Source organism: Chromobacterium sp. FG22, assembly GCF_057809415.1.
On the sequence record NZ_JBMDJX010000016.1, the window covers coordinates 1 to 15,261 of the forward strand.

A 15,261-nucleotide genomic window follows, 5' to 3' on the forward strand; every position below is an offset into this window, starting at 1 on the left:
AACCGCCGACATTCTGCTTGTAAGGCAGACGCTCTACCAACTGAGCTAAACGCCCTGAATCCTTTTCGCTGCTGCGTTTGCGTTTCAGCGAGGAGGCGAATTAAAACACAGGGTTTAAGCTTGCGCAAGTGGTCTACCCGCAAATTTTTGCAACCGGCGGCAATTTCGAATAAATGCTCCAAAATTTAATGTTTTTGTCAGACAGAAAGGTGACGCCGACTTTGCCGCTAAGGTATCATGCCGCCATTAGCTATTTATCGGATGACGTTACGAATGAAGCCGACCTTTCTCGATTTTGAGCAGCCTATTGCCGAGCTCGAGAACAAAATAGAAGAACTTCGCTATGTTCAGGACGATTCCGTGCTGGACATCTCCGAGGAGATCGCGCGCCTGCAGAAGAAGAGCCAGGACTTGACCAAGTCCCTCTACGCCAAGCTGACGCCGTCTCAAATCGCCTTGGTGGCGCGCCATCCGCAGCGCCCCTACGCGCTCGACTATATAGAGAGTATTTTCACCGACTTCGAAGAGCTGCACGGCGACCGCGCGTTTGCCGACGACGCCGCCATCGTGGGCGGTCTGGCCCGTTTCAACGGCCAGTCGGTGATGGTCATCGGCCAGCAGAAGGGCCGGGACACCAAGGAAAAGATCCGCCGCAATTTCGGCATGCCGCATCCGGAAGGCTATCGCAAGGCCCTGCGCCTGATGAAGCTGGCCGAGAAGTTCGGCATCCCGGTGGTCACCTTGGTGGACACCACTGGCGCTTGGCCCGGCATCGGCGCGGAAGAACGCGGCCAATCCGAGGCCATCGGCCGCAATCTCTATGAAATGACCCGTTTGCGCGTGCCCGTCATTGTGACGGTGATAGGCGAGGGCGGTTCCGGCGGCGCGCTGGCCATCGCGGTGGGCGATTGCGTCAATATGCTGCAATACGCCACCTACTCGGTGATTTCGCCGGAAGGCTGCGCCTCCATCTTGTGGAAGACCGCCGAGCGCGCGTCCGACGCCGCGGAAGCCTTGGGCATCACCGCGCCGCGCCTGAAGACGCTGGGCCTGATCGATCGCGTGGTCAACGAGCCGGTGGGCGGTGCGCATCGCGATCACGCTCAGATGATGGCGACGCTGAAGCGCGTGCTGCAGGAAGAGTTGAAAGACTTGACCGGCAAGCCGATCGACGAGTTGCTGAAAACCCGTTTCGACAGATTGATGAGTTATGGCCGCTTCAAGGAAGCCGCAGCCTGACCCGCTCGAATCTCTGTTAAGCCATTGGCCGGACGAATTGTCCGGCCAATGTGCTTTTGAGGTGGGCTTGAGCGGCGGCCTGGATTCGGTGGCGCTGCTGGCGCTGCTGTGCCGCGCGCGGGAGCGCCGTCCGGAGCTGGAGGTCCGCGCGGTGCATGTGCACCACGGGCTGAGCCCGAACGCCGACGCCTGGGCCGAGCACTGTCGCGCCTTGTGCGCGTCGCTGGGCGCGTCTTTGCGGGTGGAGCGGGTAAAGCTGGTCCTGAGCGGCGGCGACAGTCTGGAAGCGGTGGCCCGCGAGGCGCGCTACCAGGCGTATCGGCGTTCCGCCGCCGGCGTGGTGGTTTTGGCGCATCATCTGGACGATCAGGCGGAAACCGTGCTGCTGCAATTGCTGCGCGGCGGCGGCGCGCGCGCTCTGGCGGCGATGCCGGCCTTGCGCAAGCTGGACGCGGACGGGCCCTGGCTGTGGCGGCCCTTGCTGGGTTTGCGCCGGCGGCAGCTGGAGGCGTTCGTTCAGGCGCAGGGCCTGAGCTGGGTTGAGGACGAGAGCAATCAGGACGAGCGCTGGCGGCGCAATCTGCTGCGTCAGCGGCTGCTGCCGCAGCTGGAGGCGGCGCTGCCGGATTATCGCCGGCATCTGACGCGATCGGCCGGCTTGCTGGCGGACGCCGCCGCGGTGCTGGACGAGGTGGCGGCGCAGGATCTGGCCGCTTGCCGGCGCGAAGGCGGCCTGGACCTGACTCGCTGGCGAGGCTTGTCCGCGGCCAGGCAACGCCAATGCCTGCTGGCCTGGCTGCGCGGCCTGGCCTGGCCGGCGCCGGAGCCGGACGCGTTGGCGGAGTTCCAGCGTCAGGCGCTGGAGGCCGGCGCCGCCAGCTGTCCGCGGCTGAGTCTGGCGCGGGGCCTGTTATACCGTTATCGCGACGGCCTGTTCGCCTTGCCGGCGCTGCCGGCGCCGGCGGCCGTGTCGCTGGGGGCGGTGGAGCCTGCGGCGGAACGCCTGGTGCAAGAGTGGGGCGGGACGCTGAGCTGGGAGTGGCGGCAAAGCGGCCTGCCGGCGGAGGCTTTGGCGCGAGGTTTGAACCTGCGGCCGCGCGAGGGCGGCGAGCGGCTGGCGGCCGGGGTGGGGCGCAAGCCGGTGAAGAACTTTCTGCAGGAGGCCGGCATCGCGCCGCCCTTGCGCGAGCGCTGGCCGCTGTTGTGCGACGCCGACGGGCGCGTGCTGGCGCTGCCCGGCGTGGCGGTGGACGCCGAACTGGCCTGCGGGCCGGGCTGGTGGCCGCTGTGGCGGCCGCTGTCGGCGGAGCCGCGCTGATGTGAAAAACGCCTGCCGATCCGGCAGGCGTTTTGCATTTGTAATCTGATGTCTCGCGATGCGCAGCGGACTTTGCGCAAATTCTCAGGCGGCGTTCAGCGGTAGGCTGACGATGCCCGCATCGTCCAGGCGCAGATAGCCGCCCTGGTTCCCGTGCCAGTCCTGGATCACCCAGCGCTCGGAGGCGCCGTGTCGGTGGACCGCGGGGCGGTGGGTATGGCCGTGGATCAGCGTCGGCCAGTCGTGGGCGGCCAGCAGCGCCTCGACCGCGTCGGCGGCGACGTCCGAAATCTCGCTCAGGCCGTTCTGTTGTTTGCTCATCTCGCTTTGCTGGCGCGCCTGACGCGCAATCGCGTGGCGCTCCGCCAGCGGCCGCGCCAGCATCGCCCGCTGCCACTGCGGGTTGCGGCTGACGGCTCGAAACTGCTGATAGGCGGCGTCGCCGGTGCACAGCGCGTCGCCGTGGCTGAGCAGGCAGCGGCGGCCATGGGCCTCGATCAAGCTTGGATCGTCCAGCAGCCGCGCGCCGCTGCGCAGACAGAAGCCCTCGCCCAGCAGGAAATCGCGGTTGCCGTGCATCACGTACAGCGGCGTGGCGGCGGCGAAGGCGCGCATCGCAGCCAGCGGCGTTTCCAGGAACGGCGAATCGTCGTCGTCGCCCACCCAGTATTCGAACAGATCGCCCAGGATGTAGAGCGCGTCGATCCGGCCTTGCCAGGCTTGCAGCGTGTCCAGAAACAAACGGTTCAGCGCCGGAGTGTCGTCCGCCAGGTGCAGATCGGAAATGAAGTGAATGGCCATGTCGCGTGCGGATGAGTTGAAGCCCGGCCGGACGGCCGGGCTGGGAGCGCGCCGCGCGTCGCGCGGCGTCGGCGAATCAAATGATTTCGGCTTTCTCGATCACCACGGCTTCCGCCGGCACGTCCTGATGCGGGCCGCTGCGACCGGTGCGCACCGCCTTGATGCTGTCCACTACGTCCTGGCCTTCCACAACCTGGCCAAACACGGCGTAGCCCCAGCCTTGGGCGCTTTCCGATTTGAAATCCAGGAAGTCGTTGTCGGACACATTGATGAAGAACTGGGCGGAGGCCGAGTGCGGGTCCATGGTGCGGGCCATGGCCACGGTGTAGGCCTTGTTGGCCAGGCCGTTATTGGCCTCGTTCTCGATCGGCGCGTTGGTCGGCTTTTGCGACATGTCGGCGGTGAAGCCGCCGCCCTGGATCATGAAGCCGTTGATCACGCGGTGGAAGATGGTGCCGTCGTAATGGCCGCTTTTTACGTACTCTTCAAAGTTGGCGGCGGTTTTCGGGGCCTTGTCGGCGAACAGTTCCAGCACGATGGCGCCGAAGTTGGTGGTCAGTTTGATCATGGTGTTTCCTTGATGACGGGCAGGCCGCGTGGGGCCTGCCGGTATGAAAGAGGTTGTAGAAAAGCTTAAGGCTTGATGGTGACTTTCTGGATCACGATGGGCTCGAACGGCACGTCGCCCATGCCGTTCATGCTGCCGGTGCGGGTCTTGGCGATGCGGTTGACCACGTCCATGCCGCGGGTCACTTTGCCGAACACCGCATAGCCGGCGCCCTGGGGCGTCGGGGATTTATAGTCGAGGAAGTCGTTGTTGGCCACATTGATGAAGAACTGGGCGGTGGCGGAATTCGGGTCCGCGGTGCGGGCCATGGCGATGGTGCCTATGCCGTTCTTCAGGCCGTTGCTCGCCTCGTTGGCGATGGCGGCGCGGGTGGGCTTCTGGTTCAGCTTGGTGTCGAAGCCGCCGCCCTGGATCATGAAGCCGTCGATCACGCGGTGGAACACGGTGCCGTTGTAGTGGCCGGCCTTGGCGTAGGCGACGAAGTTTTCCACGGTCTTGGGGGCTTTGGCCGAGTCCAGCGCAATCTCGATATTGCCCTTGTTCGTGGTCATTTCCACTGTCGGCGAGGCCAGGGCCACGGCGGGCAGCGCGCTCAACGCCAGCATGCTCAGCATTCGTTTCATGGTTGCTTTATTCAACAGGGTTATGAGGAGCCGCCAATATTAGCACAGCCTTTTGATTCAGCGCATGGCGCGGCTGTCTTATGCTTTTAGCCTAAGGCGGACTTCTTGTTTTTTTAAAAAATAGTATTTAGACTCCACCCCCTAAAAATTGTGTGATCGCTATCTATTTGGATGGCATATTTTCGCACGCAAGCTCGGTTTCCAATAACAAAGGCGGCAGCCGCCGCCGGGGTAGATATAAAAAAATGAAAGCATTCGCACCTTCCGCTGTTCGCCTCATTCCCGCGCTGGTGGCCGGCCTGTTGGCCGCCGCGCCGCTGGCTCAGGCCGCCGGCTTCCAATTGTCCGAGCAAAGCGTGGCCGGCCTGGGCCGCGCCCACGCCGGCGCCGGCCTGGTGGGCGACGACCTGTCCGCCGTCTTCTACAACCCGGCCGGCATGACCTTGATTGAAGGCACCCAGGTGCAGGGCGGCTTCACCTACGCCGAAATCGACGCGCCGTTCGAAGGCAAGGGAGGCTTCCCGGCCGCGCGCCAGGGCAGCGACAACGGCCGCGCCAAGGCCGAATTCATCCCCAACGCCTATCTGGTGCATCAGTTGAGCGAACGCGCTCGCCTGGGCCTGGGCATCACCGTGCCCTTCGGCCTCGGCGCCAGCTATGACGACAACTGGGTGGGCCGCAACCACGGCATTTCCAGTTCCATCATGACCGTGGACTTCAACCCGTCCTTCGCCTACAAGCTGGACGACAAGTGGAGCTTCGGCGCCGGCGTGTCGGCGCAGTACGCCAAGGCCGATCTGAAGCAGGGCGCGTTTTTCCAAGGCGCCACCGGCGAGATCGACGCCGACAGCTGGGCCTACGGCTACAATCTGGGCCTGATGTACGCGTTCAACCAGGACAACCGCGTTGGCCTGTCCTATCGCTCCAAACTGAACCACAAGGCGCGCGGCGACTACACCGCGAGCGGGTTTGATCGTCTTGGCGTCCCTGGTTTGCCCAAGTTGGATGGCGTGTATGCCGGCGCCGCCGACGTCACCACGCCGGAATCGCTGCTGCTGTCCGGTTTCAGCCGTCTGAACAGCAAGTGGGCGCTGAGCGCCACCGCGCGCTGGACCAACTGGAGCCGCTTCGATCAGCTGGTGATCAAGGGCAACCCGATGGCTGAAACCGTGATCGACAATCACTGGAAAGCCAGCTGGCTGTTCTCGGTGGGCGCCGACTACAACTTCAACGAGCAACTGACGCTGCGCAGCGGCGTGGGCTACGAAACCAGCCCGGTGCGCAACGCCAGCTACCGCAATCCGCTGATTCCGGACACCGACCGCGTCTGGCTGAGCCTGGGCGCCAGCTACAAGGCCAGCAAGCAGCTGACCGTGGACGCCGGCTACACCTATCTGATGGGCGTGGGCGACCGCGACGTCAACCATACCGCTAAGAGTCCTCGGAACAACATCGACACGCTGCAAGGTTCTTACAGCTCCATCCGCGGCCACTTGCTGGGCGTGCAGATGCAGTACAAGTTCTGATTCAGGCAAGCCTGACCGTCCCGCCGCCGCCGGCTTCGCCCGCGGCGGTTTTTTCATTTCATGCTGACTTCAGCACCGAACTTTGCTGGACTACGCCAAAGCCAGATACAGAAGGTTTATCAATAACTTAGCTTAGTTCAGCATATGCCGGTGCTTTCCGAAACCTGACCCGGCTTGTGCCCGCATGGCTCCCATGTGGCCCCTGGAAACCGGGTCATTCCGAGGAGTCATCATGGCTAAGATCAAGCTCACCAAGTCCGCTGTCGATGCAGCTCAACCCCAGGCGCAGCCCGTCGAACTGCGTGACACTCTGGTGCCAGGCTTCCTGTGCAAGGTTACCCCAACCGGTCGCAAGGTGTTCATGCTCCAGTACCGGACGAACGCCGGCGAGCGCCGCAAGCCCGCGCTGGGGCAGTACGGGGAACTGACTGTCGAACAGGCCCGCTCGCTGGCCCAGGAATGGCTGGCTGAGGTGCGCAAGGGTGGCGATCCCAGCGCCGACAAGGCGGCGGCGCGCAAGGCACCCACGGTCACGGAGTTGTGCGACAAGTTCATGGAGGATCACTCCAAGCAGCGCAACAAGCCCAGCACCCAGGCCGGCTACCAGAAGTGCATCAAGCGCAACATCATCCCGCTGCTGGGCCGCATGAAAGTGCAGGACGTGAAGCGTCCGGACATTGCCGGGGCGATGAAGAAGATGGCACACAAGCCGGCGGACGCGAACCGCACCTTCAGCATCATGCGCAAGATGTTCAACCTGGCCGAGGTGTGGGGCTATCGGCCAGATGGTACGAATCCTTGCCGCCATGTTCCGATCTTCCCTGAGGGCAAGCCCACCCACCTCATCAGTGACGAGGACATGGGCAAACTGTTCCGGCACCTTGACGCCATCGAGGCCGAGGGCGTGGAGAACTACGTCATCCCGTTGGCGATTCGCCTGCAATTCGAGTTTGCTGGGCGGCGCTCCGAAATCATCGCGCTGGAATGGGCTTGGGTCGATCTGGACAACCGCCGCGTAGTCTGGCCTGACAGCAAGACGGGCGGCATGTCCAAACCTCTGAGCGAGGAAGCCTACCGGCTGCTATCCACCGCGCCCCGCCGGGACGGTTGCCCCTACGTGCTGCCGTCGCCGAACAATCCGGCCAAGCATCTCACCGAGGACGAGTATTACGGCGCCTGGTGCCGCATTCTCAAGGCGGCGGGCGCTACGCATGTCGGCACGCACGGCATTCGCCACCGTTCGGCCACGGACATTGCCAACTCGGGGATTCCGGTCAAGGTCGGCATGGCGCTGACGGCGCACAAGACAGTGGCGATGTTCATGCGCTACGTCCACACCGAGGATGCCCCGGTGCGCCAGGCGGCCGAACTGGTTGCGAACCGGCGCAAGGCCATCACGGGTGCCCTGCAGCAGCCATCGGAGAAGATGACATGACCAGAAAGACACCTTCGGGGATGGAAAAGTCCACAGCCTTGCCGGCTGGCTATGCCGGTATCCACGGCGACATCGTGGGTCTGTTGGGCGCTGCGCGCCAGTCGGCGGCGCGCAGTGTCAATGCGCTGATGACGGCCAGCTATTGGGCGATTGGCCGGAGGGTCGTTGAAGCGGAGCAGAAAGGCCGGAGGCGCGCCGGCTACGGCGAGCAGTTGCTGGAGCGGCTAGCCACTGATTTGACTGCCCAGTTTGGGCGGGGCTTCGGTGTGAACAACCTGGAAAACATGCGCCGCTTTTTCCTCGCATTCCCTTGCTCTGCAATTTCCCAGACGGTGTCTGGGAAATTCGATCTCTCGGAACTGGCCCAGGTCTTCGTGCTGCCGTGGTCGGCCTACGTCCGGCTGCTGACGGTCAAGGATGAGCACGCCCGTCGGTTCTACGAAGCCGAGGCATTGCGTGGCGGCTGGAGCGTGCGCCAGCTCGACCGGCAAATTGGCAGCCAGTTCTACGAACGTACGGCGCTGTCGAAGAACAAGGCGGCGATGCTGGCCACGGCAGCGGAGCCAAGGCCCGAGGATGCGGCTACGCCTGACGAGGCGATCAAAGACCCGTATGTGCTGGAATTCCTCGACCTCAAGGACGAGTATTCGGAGTCCGATCTGGAAGCGGCCCTGATCCAGCGGCTGGAGGATTTCCTGCTGGAACTTGGCGAAGGTTTCACCTTCATAGGACGGCAGCGGCGCTTGCGTATCGATCAGACCTGGTACCGGGTGGATTTGCTGCTCTTTCATCGCCGGCTGCGTTGCCTGGTCATCATCGACCTGAAGCTGGGCAGCCTGAACCACGCCGATGTGGGCCAGATGCACATGTATTGCAACTATGCCAAGGAGCACTGGGCGTACCCGGACGAGAACCCGCCCGTGGGCCTGATCCTGTGCACCGACAAGGGGCACGCGATGGCGCGCTATGCGCTTGAAGGCTTGCCCAACAAGGTGATGGCGGCCAATTACCGCATGATGCTGCCGGACGCCCAGGTGCTGCAAAAGGAGCTGGAGAGCACGCGGCTGTTGCTGGAGTCCCGTGGGATGCTTGCCCTCATGAGGCCCAAGCCATAGCTCACCGTGGCTGCGATTGACGCTTCCCTGCACCTTGTGTTGCCAAAGCTGCTGGCCAAACGCATCATTTGGGTTGATCGCAGTGGTGTCCGGTCTGCGCAGCAATCATGAAACATCCGCCTCGGAGGTGTAGCCACACGATGCCTGAAGTTATTTTGCAATCGAACAGTCTGGCCGAACTGAAGGTTGGCCTTGCTGGGTTGGATATCACCGTCCCTCTTCGCTCCGAGGGCCGTAGAAGTCACCATGCGGAGCGCTATTGCATCGCGCATCTGCTGGCAACGCTGCCGATCCATCAGCTTTCATTTCCGCTGACTTTGACACATACCGACAGGCCGGACTTCGTGTTGGCCATGCCCAGCGGCGATGTTGGAATTGAGCATACGGAGGCGGTGCCGGAGAACGTAGCTCACGCCGATTGCTTACGCGAAAGAGAAGACCTGGGGCCGAGTGTTTATTTCACCCCCCATGCCATGCCTGGAGAAGCACGCAAAACAGCAGCACAGCTCCGAAGCGAAATCGTGGACAACGCACCTGGTTGTGGATGGGCGGGGGATGCTCCAGAGCGCGAGTGGGCCTGGGCAATGGCGCACTATGTCCAAGAAAAAATCCCCAAAGCCGCTGCTTCCGGCTTCGCTCGATACCCTGTCAATTGGTTGGTCGTCTATGACAACTGGCCGTTGCCAGCGGTCGATTACACCAAGGCCGCAGCCTTCTTAAAGCCTCTGTTGGACGAGATGAGTGCTTTTTCGGTGTTCGATGCAATCTTTGTCCACAACGACTCCCTTCTGTGCCATTTCCAAAGTAGCCCAGCTATCTATCAACTGGTGAAGCCTGGCTTGATGCGGTAGTTCCAACAGGCAGACGGTATTTGCATCTCAGCGTTTTGTCATCGGGTTTACTGGCTACGTGCCTTGTGCAGAGTCGTGGTCATTCGGCTTTGGTCTCTGATGCCTTGGCCCATGCCCCCCCTACCGTCTCACGGTGTACTCGCAGTCAGTGCTACGACGGATGGCACGATAGCTGGAACATTCTGGGTGCTTGCTCTTCATATGCATCACCCTCATCAGGCCTCTTGCTATGATGAAACGCCAATACTCTATGGGGACTGCACAAATGGAGCTGCAAGCAGTTGAGATTAAATCGTTTAAGCGTTTGCAAAAGATTGAGCTACTAACGCCAACGCTTACGGTGCTCGTGGGGGGCAACAACTCCGGTAAGTCCTCGCTATTGCAAGGAATCCACTTCGCCATTACGGTGCTTCAGTCTGCGCGACTCTCAGTGGAGGGGGGCAAGCCAATGAATACTCTTGGGTTTGACCAGTTCATCTACAAACCGACAGGGGACTTAATTCGGCTGAATCATGCTGGACCAATCACTTCAAAGAGTGGCCCTGAGTTCTCGTTCACTTACACCGATGCCGGCTCTCAGGATCTTAAGAAGTTCGATCTGAAACTAAGACGAGGAAAGAATGCAAACATCGCCATAACCTTCGATCAAAAAAGTACGTTCTACATACGAGCGGCCAACCGTACTGAGCCTTTTTCTGTGTTCGTGCCAGGCCTTGCTGGTGTCCCGCTGCGTGAGGAGTTGAGGACTCCTTCGATCGTTGCAAATGGAATTGCGCAAGGTGATTCAAACGTTTATCTCAGAAATGTGCTGTACAGGATTTGCAAGGAGCCGGCGAAGCTCACACGCTTCCACGAGATGATCGCATCGGTGTTTCCGGGGCTGACCATTTCATCTGGATTTGACCCAGAAGCGCATCTCTATATCGATATCACAGTAGAGCAAGACGGGCGCGCAGTTCCTTTGGAAATGGTTGGGACGGGGGCACTCCAAGCAATACAGCTAGTGGCTTATGTCACCGCATACAACCCAGCACTTCTTCTCTTGGATGAGCCGGACGCGCATCTCCATCCGTCAAATCAACGGCTGCTCGCACTTACGTTGCAAAAAATCTCAGAGGCCGGCAGCACCAAGGTCGTGCTCGCCACCCATAGCAGACATATGTTCGATGCTCTCGCGCAAGACGAAATGGCACAAATCATCTGGCTGAAGTCCGGCGCAAAACACGATGAGACAGACAAGATGAATCTGTCGGTGCTGCTGGACCTTGGTGCCTTGGATAGCTTCGAGTTGGTGCACGCTGGTCAGCAGCGTGTTGTGCTCCTCACGGAAGACACGAAGGTTGCGAAGCTCCGTGTCTTCCTAGAAGCCAATGGACTTCAGGAACGGGAGTTCTTTCTGCAACCCCTGAACGGCGTCAATAACTTGGCCGCAGCGGTTCCAATCGCCGACTACTTTACGAGGCAGGCGGAGAACACATACGTGCTTGTTCATCGAGATGGGGATGGGATGACGGACGTGGAGAAAGAGTGGTGGATCGCCAACGAGTCGAAGAAACTCCCCGACCGGACAACCGTGTTTGTCACTCCGTTCACGGATATCGAACACACGTTCTGCCGGCCGGAACACATTGCTGCGGTATACGGCATGTCTATTGCGGATGCTAGAGAGATGGTCAAGACAGTAATTGCCGCAAATAGTGCCCCGTTTGCAGCAGAGTTTGCACAGAAGCGCAGCAGCCTCAAGGACACCGCGTTGCGCAAGATGGAAAACCTCCCATCGGCTGTTGACCTCTTGGCACAAGGCGTGCAGTTCGAGCAGGTCAAAGGTAAGCGGCTCTTACCACTTGTTCTTGCTGCCATCCAAGGTGCCGGGCACAACCCTATGCATCTCACACAAACTGTGTCTGACGCGCTGATTCATCAGCCGCTACGAGATTGCATTACTGCAGTTAAGCAGGCCGCGGCAGCGGTGCAGGCACCTCTGTAGTGGCCTACAGCAACGGAGCACAAGCACTCTCAGGGCAGGTCGGAAACTATGTCGCCCGCTCCCGAGCCTGACGCGGCCATACAACACCTCAGACCCGGCCTTATGTCCTGCCCGATAGCGGTGGCCTATCCTCGGGTAGCGGTTCTATGCGTTTGGTGGGGGATAACCCCCCTTCAACCTAGGCTGGCTTGAATGGGCCCTATAGTTTCACCTCTGATTTCCAAAATTCATAGTTGATGCCCTTGATTTCGTAAATCACGATGGACTGAGGGGTTAGCCCCACGGTGGCATCGTTCCTCTCCAAAAAACCCAGATCCTCGTTGAGCGTTGTGGGGTCGTCCCTGTACCGAATATGTGGGTCAAACCATTGATTACCCTTGTCATCTGTTTCGTACAGATGGGCATCTAACTTGCGACCATGTCTGTTGAAAACTCTCTTTACGGATGATGCCTTGTTAAAGAGCGTGACATTGAGTCTGGGCTTATTTCCGGTGGGTGGCTCCTGTGAGGAGGTTGGCACCTGTGTGGAATTGAAGATTAATCCATCCAAATTGAGCCTAATGTGGGTGGCGAGATAGTCGGATATCACTTGTGTTAACAGATAGCCATCCTCACTGTGATCAGGAAGGACGGGCTTGGTGAGGACTCTTCCGAGTTGAGAAAGGAACTTCTGCCGGCGCGCACTTTCCAGTGATGACGCATCAAACATGCTGCGATTGATGACAGGTGGAATTTGCGGTAGGCGCGTCAAGTCCAGCAGTCGTATTGAACGAAGAATTTTGAATTCTGCGACCGCAACCTTGCTTCCAACGGGAGGCCGGACTTCGGCAATCGCGACATCTGGGGAATTGGCACCATAGAACATCGAGATGCCTCTGGCGTTCATCCGTCCTGCATTGCCAACACCTGAAGGGGGCGGCCCAAGCTGAGCGTCGGGGTCCTCCAGTGCCTTCTTCAAAGCATCGTCGTTCTGAAAAACACGTGCACGGAAAAGCGTTCCCAGTTCATGGTCGGAGCCGACCTCTACAATCAAAGGCTCGCCTGAGGCCGTGACATCTTTGTCCACCTTGTCAAAGACCATCTGGAGTACTTCGAGTGCGTCAGGATTAACAAACCTCGCACACTTCCAAAGACTGTCCTGCATGTCATGCCATTGGCTACGAAGCCAGTGGTCTGTTACACCAGTATTAACGAACAAGGCGTCCGCGTCTGGCGTTTGGCCATCGAATGCATTGCTTTCCCAGATGTTTCGAACGCGTTCAGACAAATTGTCGGCAAGTTCCTCGCATGCGGGCTCGACTTCTCGCTGAATGATTTCTTGGAGTTCATCACCAAGAGACGGATACCCATGATCCTCACGAAGACTATTGTCAGCAACTTGGTAGTTTTCTTGGAACTCGCGGTCGAAATGCTGCGCTATTAGATACAGATCTAATGTCGGTGCATCGCAATTGCAATAGGCGCAAGCCACATCGATCGTTTCGCTCGCATTTATCTTCTGGCTTAGAAATTGATTGCCGATGCATGCACCACAAACTGCCTTTTCATCAAGATCAATTCCGCTCATGCTGTTACTCCATTGTTCTTGGGTTGCTCTGTCTTGGCCCCATGCTGGATGAGGCATACGAAACTCAAATTCATGGGGTCATGTTCCCATAGGGAGTCATCACTGGAGTAGCTCAATGACATGTGTCGCTACGGTTTTATCGGTTGTGGATGCACAGCGTCCCGGCCAAGAAGCATGGCCGGTCGCGCTGTCGTGCGCGTAGCGCAACGCCAGGCGTGTGCAGTGGACGGGGTGGGGCGGTCTTGCTGCTCCCTTCACCGTACCACGGCGTTCTCGCCGTCAAGGGCTGCGCGCGTCTTGCGCGCTGGCGTCCTGGCGGCCGTCGTAGACCCCTGACTGCTTGCGCCGCGCCGAGCTGAACACGGTTCCGGGCAACTCCGCCCGAGCAACCGGAGCACGATCATGTCGCAACTTTCCCTGTCTCTCGATTCCTCGCTGCTGGTACGTGACGCGCAGGGGCGCTACTTGCAAGCGTCGGCGGACCAGATTCTGGCGGCGGCTCGCCAGGTCATCGGCCAGAAGACTCCGCGCGGGACGCTGTTCACTTCGCCGGCGCTGGTCAAAGACTACCTGCGCACCAAACTGGCCCGCCTCGAGCACGAGGTGTTCGCGGCGCTGTTCCTCGACAGCCAGCATCGGTTGATCGAATACGTGGAGCTGTTCCGCGGCACGATCGACCAGGCCTCGGTGTATCCGCGCGAGGTGGTCAAAGAGGCGCTGTGGCACAACGCGGCGGCGGTGGTGTTCTCGCTCAACCATCCGAGCGGGAGTCCTGAGCCGAGCGGCGCCGACAAGATCCTGACCCAGCGGCTCAAAGAAGCTCTGGCACTGGTGGACGTGCGCACACTGGATCATGTCATCGTGGCCGGTAAGGCCACGATGTCTTTTGCCGAACAAGGGCTGCTTTGACCCCAGGGGCTTCGGCCCCTTTTTGCGGGGCCTGGCGTTACAGCTTGGCGTCGTTGCGTTCGCGCTGGCGAAGCCGCTTCATGTATCCATCGTCCACCAGTTCGTCGGCGCCGAGGTCCAAGGCGCAGTTCGCCAATGAGGCCAGCGTTTTGTCGGTGAGCTTGAAGCCTGGCGGCAGTTGGCCATAACTCTCGGCACTGTTTTCCTCGATGGCGGCGAACAGCGCCTTGAAGAAGTCGGCCTTGGACGCGCGCGTCGCCGCTGTGGCGGCCGCCGTCAAAGGGTTTGTGGCTTCCATGACGGCTTTGTCCGCATCGGATGCCAGTTCCTCCATGCAACTGCTCAGCGAGGGCCAGTATTTCAGGTCGAACTGGCCACGAAGGGCGTCCAAGCGTTCTTGGACGTAGGAACTGAACAGATAGTTGTGCCGGGATGCGGCCTCGATCACATCGCAGACGTGGTAGTGGGTATTGCTGCTAAAGCCTGAGGTATCGCTCAGCTCGGAGCGCTGCTCCAGCAGCGTTGCCAGCTCGGCGGCCTTCCTGGCGATCTGCCGATTGACATTGGCGAGATCGTCGCGTGCGGCGCGTGCTTGCTGGATCTTCTTCGGACTCCAGAACGCGGCGGTGCTCAAGACCAGGCCGAGAAAGACCTTCAGTGCCGGCGGACGCGGGTGGAGCTTGCTGTGCAATTCTTCGTAGGCGTCCTTCAGTTCGATGCCACGGGCCAGCAGACGATCCGCAACGGCGTTTTCGCTGGGCAGGATGCGGTGCTCGATGTTGTATTGCTTTCCCTCCAGAAGAAGGTTTTCGCAGATTTGTTGTGGGTTTGTTGATGGAGATGGGTTCATGTCCGTCCTTGTTGTATTCGACGATTCACAGCGTATAGAGCCCAGCTGAATTTGTCGGTACCCCAGTCATGTTTGTTTGGCCCGTGCTGAGGTACCTGCATAACGCCAACGGACTGCAAGATCCGGGCGTCCCCGGCCAAGAAACATGGCCGGTCGCGCTGTCGTGCGCGTAGCGCATCGAGCCGCCGCACCCTTCGGGCACGGCGTCTCACCCCTGGCGGGCTTCCATCGTTCCCTCGCGCTGCTCGGCTGACGCCTTCGGCCCGGCTTCCAGCTTCGGGCCTGCGCGCTTCGCTTGCGTGCGGTTCGGCACAGGGAAAGGCCGTTGCCATGTCCAGCCATCTTTCCTGACTTCATCACCTTGCCCGCGACCGTAGCACCCGTTCGTGCGCCGTCAAGGCGCGCAGGGCCGAGTCCTCGGCTGCACCTGCGGGCCGCACCCACCCTGCGCTTGTCTCCTTGACGGCTCCCG

General features: G+C 60.4%; 13 protein-coding genes. 8 read left to right on the forward strand and 5 right to left on the reverse strand.

What is annotated here, in order from left to right; all coding sequences use genetic code 11:
* The first annotated feature begins 273 nt into the window (after nt 1–273).
* Nucleotides 274–1,239, forward strand: coding sequence for an acetyl-CoA carboxylase carboxyltransferase subunit alpha (locus tag ACODSD_RS15830; protein ID WP_107798665.1), 966 nt, complete (start codon nt 274–276; stop codon nt 1,237–1,239).
* Nucleotides 1,240–1,276: 37 nt separating this feature from the next.
* Nucleotides 1,277–2,557 carry a tRNA lysidine(34) synthetase TilS gene (tilS, locus tag ACODSD_RS15835; RefSeq protein ID WP_488877765.1) on the forward strand — a complete coding sequence of 427 codons (1,281 nt, stop codon included), beginning with the start codon at nt 1,277–1,279 and terminating at the stop codon, nt 2,555–2,557.
* An 84-nt stretch (nt 2,558–2,641) separates the two neighbouring features.
* On the opposite strand, the gene ACODSD_RS15840 is transcribed toward tilS, so the two are convergent.
* From ACODSD_RS15840 to ACODSD_RS15850, 3 genes are all read right to left on the reverse strand, one after another.
* Nucleotides 2,642–3,358, reverse strand: coding sequence for a UDP-2,3-diacylglucosamine diphosphatase (locus ACODSD_RS15840; protein WP_253315508.1), 717 nt, complete (start codon nt 3,356–3,358; stop codon nt 2,642–2,644).
* A gap of 76 nt (nt 3,359–3,434) precedes the next feature.
* Nucleotides 3,435–3,926, reverse strand: a complete 492-nt coding sequence (locus ACODSD_RS15845) for a peptidylprolyl isomerase (protein ID WP_107798668.1) — start codon at nt 3,924–3,926, stop codon at nt 3,435–3,437.
* Between the two features lie 65 nt (nt 3,927–3,991).
* Nucleotides 3,992–4,549 (reverse strand): peptidylprolyl isomerase, encoded by a 558-nt coding sequence (locus ACODSD_RS15850; protein WP_227107700.1) that lies wholly within the window; start codon nt 4,547–4,549, stop codon nt 3,992–3,994.
* 245 nt (nt 4,550–4,794) lie between these two features.
* Between ACODSD_RS15850 and ACODSD_RS15855 the strand changes: the two genes are divergently transcribed.
* The 5 genes from ACODSD_RS15855 (at nt 4,795) to ACODSD_RS15875 (ending at nt 11,463) form a co-directional block, all read left to right on the forward strand.
* The gene (locus tag ACODSD_RS15855) at nt 4,795–6,075 is read left to right on the forward strand and encodes an OmpP1/FadL family transporter (RefSeq protein WP_488877766.1); all 1,281 of its coding nucleotides are present in this window, start codon (nt 4,795–4,797) and stop codon (nt 6,073–6,075) included.
* 232 nt (nt 6,076–6,307) lie between these two features.
* Nucleotides 6,308–7,510: a tyrosine-type recombinase/integrase gene (locus ACODSD_RS15860; RefSeq protein WP_488877767.1), complete on the forward strand. Its 1,203-nt coding sequence runs from the start codon at nt 6,308–6,310 to the stop codon at nt 7,508–7,510.
* Nucleotides 7,507–8,625 carry a PDDEXK nuclease domain-containing protein gene (locus ACODSD_RS15865; RefSeq protein ID WP_488877768.1) on the forward strand — a complete coding sequence of 373 codons (1,119 nt, stop codon included), beginning with the start codon at nt 7,507–7,509 and terminating at the stop codon, nt 8,623–8,625. The genes ACODSD_RS15860 and ACODSD_RS15865 overlap by 4 nt, the downstream gene beginning before the upstream one ends.
* 140 nt (nt 8,626–8,765) lie before the next feature.
* The gene (locus ACODSD_RS15870) at nt 8,766–9,476 is read left to right on the forward strand and encodes a hypothetical protein (RefSeq protein ID WP_488877769.1); all 711 of its coding nucleotides are present in this window, start codon (nt 8,766–8,768) and stop codon (nt 9,474–9,476) included.
* Nucleotides 9,477–9,741: 265 nt separating this feature from the next.
* Nucleotides 9,742–11,463 carry an AAA family ATPase gene (locus ACODSD_RS15875; RefSeq protein WP_488877770.1) on the forward strand — a complete coding sequence of 574 codons (1,722 nt, stop codon included), beginning with the start codon at nt 9,742–9,744 and terminating at the stop codon, nt 11,461–11,463.
* A 199-nt stretch (nt 11,464–11,662) separates the two neighbouring features.
* Here ACODSD_RS15875 and ACODSD_RS15880 read toward each other — a convergent pair whose 3' ends face one another.
* A complete protein-coding gene (locus tag ACODSD_RS15880; protein WP_488877771.1) occupies nt 11,663–13,030 on the reverse strand; it encodes an RES family NAD+ phosphorylase in 1,368 nt (455 codons plus the stop codon).
* A 402-nt stretch (nt 13,031–13,432) separates the two neighbouring features.
* Here ACODSD_RS15880 and ACODSD_RS15885 point away from each other — a divergent pair, with 402 nt between their 5' ends.
* Complete coding sequence (locus ACODSD_RS15885) at nt 13,433–13,939, forward strand: JAB domain-containing protein (protein ID WP_488877772.1); 507 nt, start codon at nt 13,433–13,435, stop codon at nt 13,937–13,939.
* 37 nt (nt 13,940–13,976) lie between these two features.
* Here ACODSD_RS15885 and ACODSD_RS15890 read toward each other — a convergent pair whose 3' ends face one another.
* Entirely contained in the window at nt 13,977–14,789 is an 813-nt protein-coding gene (locus tag ACODSD_RS15890) for a hypothetical protein (RefSeq protein ID WP_488877773.1), read from the reverse strand.
* Nucleotides 14,790–15,261 lie beyond the last annotated feature (472 nt).

Bases quoted from the DNA above. Each gene is read 5' to 3' on its own strand.
- ACODSD_RS15830 (WP_107798665.1), top strand. From the start codon at position 274: ATGAAGCCGACCTTTCTCGATTTTGAGCAGCCTATTGCCGAGCTCGAG.
- ACODSD_RS15840 (WP_253315508.1), bottom strand. From the start codon at position 3,358: ATGGCCATTCACTTCATTTCCGATCTGCACCTGGCGGACGACACTCCG.
- ACODSD_RS15845 (WP_107798668.1), bottom strand. From the start codon at position 3,926: ATGATCAAACTGACCACCAACTTCGGCGCCATCGTGCTGGAACTGTTC.
- ACODSD_RS15850 (WP_227107700.1), bottom strand. From the start codon at position 4,549: ATGAAACGAATGCTGAGCATGCTGGCGTTGAGCGCGCTGCCCGCCGTG.
- ACODSD_RS15855 (WP_488877766.1), top strand. From the start codon at position 4,795: ATGAAAGCATTCGCACCTTCCGCTGTTCGCCTCATTCCCGCGCTGGTG.
- ACODSD_RS15860 (WP_488877767.1), top strand. From the start codon at position 6,308: ATGGCTAAGATCAAGCTCACCAAGTCCGCTGTCGATGCAGCTCAACCC.
- ACODSD_RS15865 (WP_488877768.1), top strand. From the start codon at position 7,507: ATGACCAGAAAGACACCTTCGGGGATGGAAAAGTCCACAGCCTTGCCG.
- ACODSD_RS15870 (WP_488877769.1), top strand. From the start codon at position 8,766: ATGCCTGAAGTTATTTTGCAATCGAACAGTCTGGCCGAACTGAAGGTT.
- ACODSD_RS15875 (WP_488877770.1), top strand. From the start codon at position 9,742: ATGGAGCTGCAAGCAGTTGAGATTAAATCGTTTAAGCGTTTGCAAAAG.
- ACODSD_RS15880 (WP_488877771.1), bottom strand. From the start codon at position 13,030: ATGAGCGGAATTGATCTTGATGAAAAGGCAGTTTGTGGTGCATGCATC.
- ACODSD_RS15885 (WP_488877772.1), top strand. From the start codon at position 13,433: ATGTCGCAACTTTCCCTGTCTCTCGATTCCTCGCTGCTGGTACGTGAC.
- ACODSD_RS15890 (WP_488877773.1), bottom strand. From the start codon at position 14,789: ATGAACCCATCTCCATCAACAAACCCACAACAAATCTGCGAAAACCTT.